General features: G+C 68.6%; 7 protein-coding genes. 1 reads left to right on the top strand and 6 read right to left on the bottom strand.

The window, feature by feature from the left end; all coding sequences use genetic code 11:
- Nucleotides 1–145 precede the first annotated feature (145 nt).
- The 6 genes from ACZ5ZX_RS35075 to ACZ5ZX_RS35050 form a co-directional block, all read right to left on the bottom strand.
- Complete coding sequence (locus ACZ5ZX_RS35075; protein WP_465506277.1) at nt 146–1,414, bottom strand: serine hydroxymethyltransferase; 1,269 nt, start codon at nt 1,412–1,414, stop codon at nt 146–148.
- Between the two features lie 111 nt (nt 1,415–1,525).
- Complete coding sequence (locus tag ACZ5ZX_RS35070; protein WP_465506276.1) at nt 1,526–1,945, bottom strand: CGNR zinc finger domain-containing protein; 420 nt, start codon at nt 1,943–1,945, stop codon at nt 1,526–1,528.
- Entirely contained in the window at nt 1,942–2,373 is a 432-nt protein-coding gene (gene rplK, locus ACZ5ZX_RS35065) for a 50S ribosomal protein L11 (RefSeq protein WP_465506275.1), read from the bottom strand. The genes ACZ5ZX_RS35070 and rplK overlap by 4 nt, the downstream gene beginning before the upstream one ends.
- 34 nt (nt 2,374–2,407) lie before the next feature.
- Entirely contained in the window at nt 2,408–2,929 is a 522-nt protein-coding gene (locus ACZ5ZX_RS35060) for a gamma carbonic anhydrase family protein (protein ID WP_465506274.1), read from the bottom strand.
- Nucleotides 2,930–3,092: 163 nt separating this feature from the next.
- Nucleotides 3,093–4,319, bottom strand: a complete 1,227-nt coding sequence (locus tag ACZ5ZX_RS35055) for a M14 family metallopeptidase (protein WP_465506283.1) — start codon at nt 4,317–4,319, stop codon at nt 3,093–3,095.
- A 115-nt stretch (nt 4,320–4,434) separates the two neighbouring features.
- Nucleotides 4,435–5,022, bottom strand: coding sequence for a TetR/AcrR family transcriptional regulator (locus ACZ5ZX_RS35050; protein WP_465506273.1), 588 nt, complete (start codon nt 5,020–5,022; stop codon nt 4,435–4,437).
- A gap of 123 nt (nt 5,023–5,145) precedes the next feature.
- Between ACZ5ZX_RS35050 and ACZ5ZX_RS35045 the strand changes: the two genes are divergently transcribed.
- Nucleotides 5,146–5,610 carry a GreA/GreB family elongation factor gene (locus ACZ5ZX_RS35045; RefSeq protein ID WP_465506272.1) on the top strand — a complete coding sequence of 155 codons (465 nt, stop codon included), beginning with the start codon at nt 5,146–5,148 and terminating at the stop codon, nt 5,608–5,610.
- The last annotated feature ends 109 nt before the right edge of the window (nt 5,611–5,719 follow it).

The raw sequence follows: 5,719 nt of genomic DNA, 5'->3' as shown, positions 1-5,719 counted from the left end.
GGCGTATTTTTGGCTACTTGGGGGGGGGTGGGGGGGGGTGGTGGGGGCCGTTTACGGGTGGGGGTGTGTGGGCTTCGGGTTAAAACCCCTAATCGCCACTCACGACCAACCCAGCCCACCCCGCACCGGAAGCTCCACGCGTCGGCTAGGCCGAGTAACCCGGGATCGGGAAAGGCGAGAGGAATTCGCGGATCTCGGCGGCGATGGTGTCCAAAGCGGACTGTTCCTCGGCCGCCGCCGCGGTGATCGTGCGGTCGATCCAGTCCGCGACCTGTACCTGGTGCTCCGGCTTGAGCCCGCGGGTCGTGATCGCGGAGGTGCCGAGCCGGATGCCCGACGGGTCGAACGGCTTGCGCGGGTCGAACGGCACGGTGTTGTAGTTCAGTTCGATCCCGGCGCGGTCCAGCGCCTGCGCGGCGGGTTTGCCCGGCACGTTCTTGTTCGTCAGGTCGATCAGCAGCAGGTGGTTGTCGGTACCGCCGGACACGAGGTCGTAGCCGCGTTCGGTCAACGCCTCCGCCAGCGCCTTCGCGTTGGCCACGATCGCGTGGGCGTACTCGGCGAACTCCGGCTTCTGCGCCTCCCCGAGCGCCACCGCGATCGCCGCGGTCGTGTGGTTGTGCGGGCCGCCCTGCAGGCCGGGGAACACCGCCTTGTCGACGGCCTTCGCGTGGTCGGCGTCGGAAAGGATCATCGCGCCGCGCGGCCCGCGAAGGGTTTTGTGCGTGGTCGTGGTGATGACCTGCGCGTGCCCGACCGGCGACGGGTGCGCGCCGCCCGCGACGAGCCCGGCGATATGCGCGATGTCGGCGACGAGGACGGCGTCGACCTCGCGGGCGATCTCCGCGAACGCCGGGAAGTCGATGGTGCGCGGGATGGCGGTGCCGCCCGCGAAGATCAGCTTCGGCCGGTGCTGGAGCGCGAGTTCGCGCACCTGGTCGAGGTCGACGCGGCCGGTCTCCTTGCGGACGCCGTAGCGGACCGGCGTGAACCACTTGCCGGTCGCGGACACGCTCCAGCCGTGCGTGAGGTGGCCGCCGTCCGGCAGCGCCATGCCGAGGACGGTGTCGCCCGGCTGGGCGAAAGCGAGGTACACCGCGAGGTTCGCCGGGGAGCCGGAGTACGGCTGGACGTTGGCGTGGTCGACGCCGAAGACGGCCTTCGCGCGCTCGATGGCGAGGTTCTCGACCTGGTCGATGAGCTGCTGACCCTCGTAGTACCGCTTGCCGGCGTAGCCCTCGGAGTACTTGTTGGTGAGGACGGTGCCTGTCGCCTCCAGGACGGCCTGCGAGACGTAGTTTTCGGACGCGATCAGGCGGATCTTGTCGTGCTGGCGTTTCGCCTCGTCCTCGACCAGTCCCGCGATCTGCGGGTCGGCGGCGGCGAGCGCGGAAAGTTCGGGCTGGTGTGTCATCGGACGTACTCCTGCCAGAGACGGCCGGACCCAGGCGCGCGGTACCGGCCTTGTCGTCGCTTCCCGGTGGTGCTCCACCTCAAATGGCGCCAGTCGCTGGTGCGCACCAGACTAGTGCACCCCGCCGGTCCGCGGCTCGGCGTGCGGACGATGCCTGGCGCACCAACGGCGGCTGCATCCCGCCGTGCGATCACAGAACGCCTGTGCGCAGACGGCGCAGCGTTTGATCCGCCGCCAGCCGCCGAACGCGACCAGTTCGGCCAGTCCGGACGCGGCCGCGACCAGGTCGCCGCAGCCCGGCCACGACGTCACCTGCACCAGGCGCCAGGTGTTTCCGGTGCGGGAGAGCCGTGGCGCCGCACCGTTCGCCGCCAGTATCCGGTTGAGCCGGTCCGCGGCCGCGGCTTCGTCCGGCAGCGCCGCCGCCACCCCGGCGAGCCACGGATTCCCCTGTGCCAGCAGCCTTTCCGCGACCTCCAGTGCCGGATCGAGGTCGCGGAAAGGCGGGACGATCACGTGCTTGCGCGTCACGGTTCTTCGATCGCGACGCCCATCGAGCGGGCGGTGCCCGCGATCGTGCGCATGGCCGCCTCGATGTCGCCGGTGTTGAGGTCCGGCAGTTTCCGCTCGGCGATCTCCCGCAGCTGATCCTGCGTGAGTTTCCCGGCGACCTCATGCCCCGGACGGCCGGATCCCTTGCCGCCCAAGGCTTTCTTGATCAGGAACGACGCGGGCGGCGTCTTCAGCCGGAGTTCGAAGGAGCGGTCCTCGAACACCGACACGACCACCGGGACGATGTCGCCGCGCTGCGAGGCTGTCGCCGCGTCGTAGGCCTTCTTGACCTCGACGAGGTTCACGCCGGTCTGACCGAGCGTCTTGCCGAGGTCGACCACCGGCGCGTTGCCGGCGGTCAGCTCGAGAGTCGCCTGGTGTGTCTTCTTCTTCGACTTCGGTGCCATGCGACCGAAGCTAAGATCTCCAGTTACTGGAGAGTCAATCGATCTGTTTGACGCTCTCCGCGTGCCTGCGCGCCAGCTCCTGGTAGATCGCCGCGTTGTGCTCGACCCAGCCGCGGGCGGTGCCGTCGAGCGGGACGTGCTTCTTCGCCGGGCTGCCCATGGCGACGGTCTCGGGCGGGATGATCATGCCGGGCGTCACCGTGGCACCGGCCGCGACGAGGGCCTTCGCCCCGATCTGCGCCTTGTCGAGCACAGTCGAGCCGTTGCCGATCAGGGCCTGCTCGCCGATCGTGCAGTCGTGCACGAGGCATTGGTGCCCGACGGTGACGTTCTTGCCGACCTCGGTCACCCCGCCGTTGACGTGGATGACGGAGTTGTCCTGGATGTTGGCGCCCTCGCGGATGAGGATCCGCCCGAAGTCGGCGCGCAGGACGGCGCCGTACCAGACGGAAGCGCCCTTCTCGACGACGACGTCGCCGATCAGGGTGGCGGTGGGGGCGATCCACGCTTCGGGATCCACCTGGGGACGGCGCCCCTCGAATTCGAACATCGGCATGCCCCGCACCTTATGCGCGGGAGCTGAAGGGGACCATGCCCGCATAAGACGCGACGAAAGCGTCCTTCACCGCTGGAATCCAGGCCGGGCGCGCAGCGCCTCCGTTGAGGGCGGCGGCGGGGGCATGGATGGAGCGGTGAAGGACGCTTTCAGCCCACGTGCGTCAGCCGATGGCGGTGTTCAGCAGGAGGTCCACGGCCTTGTCGTTACGCGTGGTCTCCCGGACGATCACCTCGTCGGGCGGGTAGAAGCCGGGGTTGGAACCCCGCGGGTACATCTCGAAGGTGAAGCTCAGGATCTTGTGCGTGCCCCACATCCAGTCGTCGATCGTCCCGTCCGTGATGTACAGGTCGCTCGACTGCTGCGGCGTGTAGCCGTTGGTCGCGGCCAGCTGCCTGCCCAGCGTCTGGAAACGCTGCGCCTCGGCCGCGGTCATCCCGGGCGCGGTGTCGTTGTAGGTGAAGCCGAACGGCCACAGGACGAGCTCCGAATAGGTGTGGAAGTCGATGCTCGCCTTGATCTGCTGGACGCCGCCGATCTTGCGCGAGTTCACGAAGTTGGACACCGCCCTGGTCTCCGGTGCGGAGAAGGCCGAGGGACCGCGGTAGGTCTCACTGGTCGTCGAGCCCGACGAACCGCCGCAGCAGCCCCAGTTGTAACCCCAGTTGCGGTTGGGGTCGGTGCCGTTGCCCTGCCGGTTCTTGCGCCAGTACTTGTAGCTGCCGCCGGAGATGTCGTACTCCGAGCCGTCCGGGTTGACGTTCGGGATCACGTAGATCTCGGTGCTGTCGACGAAGCGCTTGATCGCCGGGTCGGACGCGTAGCCCTGGGTGAACCGGTTCACGATCCGCAGGCACATCTCGGTGGTGAGGTGCTCGCGCGCGTGCTGGTTGCAGGTGAAGAGGACCTCGGGCTCGTTCTCGTCGGTCGCGACGTTGTCGCTGATCTTGAGCATGTTCAGCGCGCGGCCCTCGTAGGAGTTGCCGACGCTGCTCAGCCGCGCGATCGAACCGTAGTTGGCCTGCGCGTTGCGCAGTTCCGTCGTGACCTCGGAATAGTTGTGGAAACCGGAATCCGACGGCGGGAAGTCGTTGATCGCGTTCATGCTCACTCCGGGCGAACGGTCGACGACGCCGCGCTGCTCGACGCGGAAGCCGAGCGAACGGACCTTCGCCGCGTCGGCCGCTTCGCCGATGAACGTCGTGGTGCCGCCCGCGGAGCCGAGGACGTCGACGCCCAGCCGGGAGATCTGCGTGCGCTGCTGCGCGGTGCCGGTCCCGAAGACCTCGTAGATCTGGACCTGCGCGTCTTCGGCCTGCTGGTCGGCGGTCGCCGGACTCGCGGCGACCGGGATGGTGAACGCCGCGACGGCCGCGATCGCCGCGGCCATGCACCGTCTTATGCGCATCGTCGTCTCCTAGCTTGGGGCAAGGGAAGGGAACCCCACCATGGCCGGAGCCGGACGGATCGAACAATCCGTAACGGTACGGATCTAATGCGTATTTCTAGCCGTAGTTCGCGAAGCAGAGCGCTTCGATGTCGCCGCGCAGTGCGGCGAACGGCCGCCGCCGGACGCGCTGCTGGACGATCGCGCCGAGCAGATAGGACAGCAGCGCCCTCGCCCGTGCCCGTGGGTCCTCCACGTCCAACGGCGCGAGCAACTCCGCGAGCAGTTCGGTGATCGACGTCAGCATGACGTCGATGGCCTGCGGATGCTGCGCGCGGCCGGCGGCGATCCAGTACTCGAACCAGAGGAAGGCCGCGTTCGGGCGGCCGGAGAACTCGGCGAGGAACGCCTCCAGCACGGCGAAGAGCCGCTCATCCGGGTGATCGTGCTTCGCCGAGATTTTGCGCAAATCGGCCGTGAACGTTGTGATGTGCGCCGCCATCGCGCGGTCGATCAGGACGTCGAGGTCCGCGAAGTAGTAATGAATCGCACTCTTCGTGAGCGGCCCGGCCTCCGCGATCGCGCGAACGGTGCAGCCGGCGAGCCCGTCCCTGGCCAGCACGATCCGCGCCGCTTCCACGATCTGTTCCTGTTTCTGCAGCTGATTGGGGGAAAGCCGCGCGCTGCGGCCGGGAACGGCGGTCACGAAGTTCCTTACACCAAGTAGTCAGGACACGGGCCCTGAAGTTTAGGGCAGCCGTCCTGGCCGATCACAGCGGGTGAAAAATCGAGGTGGCTCACGGCCGATCTGTAGCGGACAATGCGCGGCATGGTGACCACAGGGGACAACGGGTTCAGCCCGGCGGCACGCCGGCAGCTGGAAAAGGAACTCGCCGATCTGCGTGCGCAGCGCGACGCGATGGCGCCGCTCGTCGGCGAGCAGGAACGGACCGGCGACGCGGCCGACCAGGCGGAGGTGCTGGACCGTGCGGAGGCCGCCGCCTACCTCGACCGGCGCATCGCCGACGTCGCCGCGAAACTCGAGCACGGCGGGCGGAACAGCAAGGGCCTGCTCCCCGACGGCACCACCGTGACGCTCAGGTTCGCCGACGGCGACGAGGACGAGCTCCACATCGTCACGATCCCCGGCGAGGACGCCGACGCCGCCACGGTCACCTCGGACAGCCCCCTCGGCCTCGCGCTCGTGGGCGCCAAGGAGGGCGACGAGATCAAGTACCGGACGCCGCGCGGCGAGACCAGCGCCACCGTCGTCACCCTGAAACCGCCTGCCTGACCTCGGTCCAGCTGGTCGTGGCTGGCGCGGTCGGGGCGGAGGGCCCACTGCACAACAGGCCCCACCGCCACACCGCACACCGGCCCCGCCACCCCCGCCGGCGGCCCCA

Source organism: Amycolatopsis sp. NPDC033938 (assembly GCF_055575975.1).
The sequence above is the reverse complement of the archived record's forward strand: the minus strand, read 5'-3'. Positions and strand labels throughout refer to the sequence as shown.

What these genes read in the sequence shown, in the direction of transcription:
- ACZ5ZX_RS35075 (WP_465506277.1), bottom strand. Translation starts at nt 1,414, where the DNA reads ATGACACACCAGCCCGAACTTTCCGCGCTCGCCGCCGCCGACCCGCAG.
- ACZ5ZX_RS35045 (WP_465506272.1), top strand. Translation starts at nt 5,146, where the DNA reads ATGGTGACCACAGGGGACAACGGGTTCAGCCCGGCGGCACGCCGGCAG.
- ACZ5ZX_RS35060 (WP_465506274.1), bottom strand. Translation starts at nt 2,929, where the DNA reads ATGCCGATGTTCGAATTCGAGGGGCGCCGTCCCCAGGTGGATCCCGAA.
- rplK (WP_465506275.1), bottom strand. Translation starts at nt 2,373, where the DNA reads ATGGCACCGAAGTCGAAGAAGAAGACACACCAGGCGACTCTCGAGCTG.
- ACZ5ZX_RS35055 (WP_465506283.1), bottom strand. Translation starts at nt 4,319, where the DNA reads ATGGCCGCGGCGATCGCGGCCGTCGCGGCGTTCACCATCCCGGTCGCC.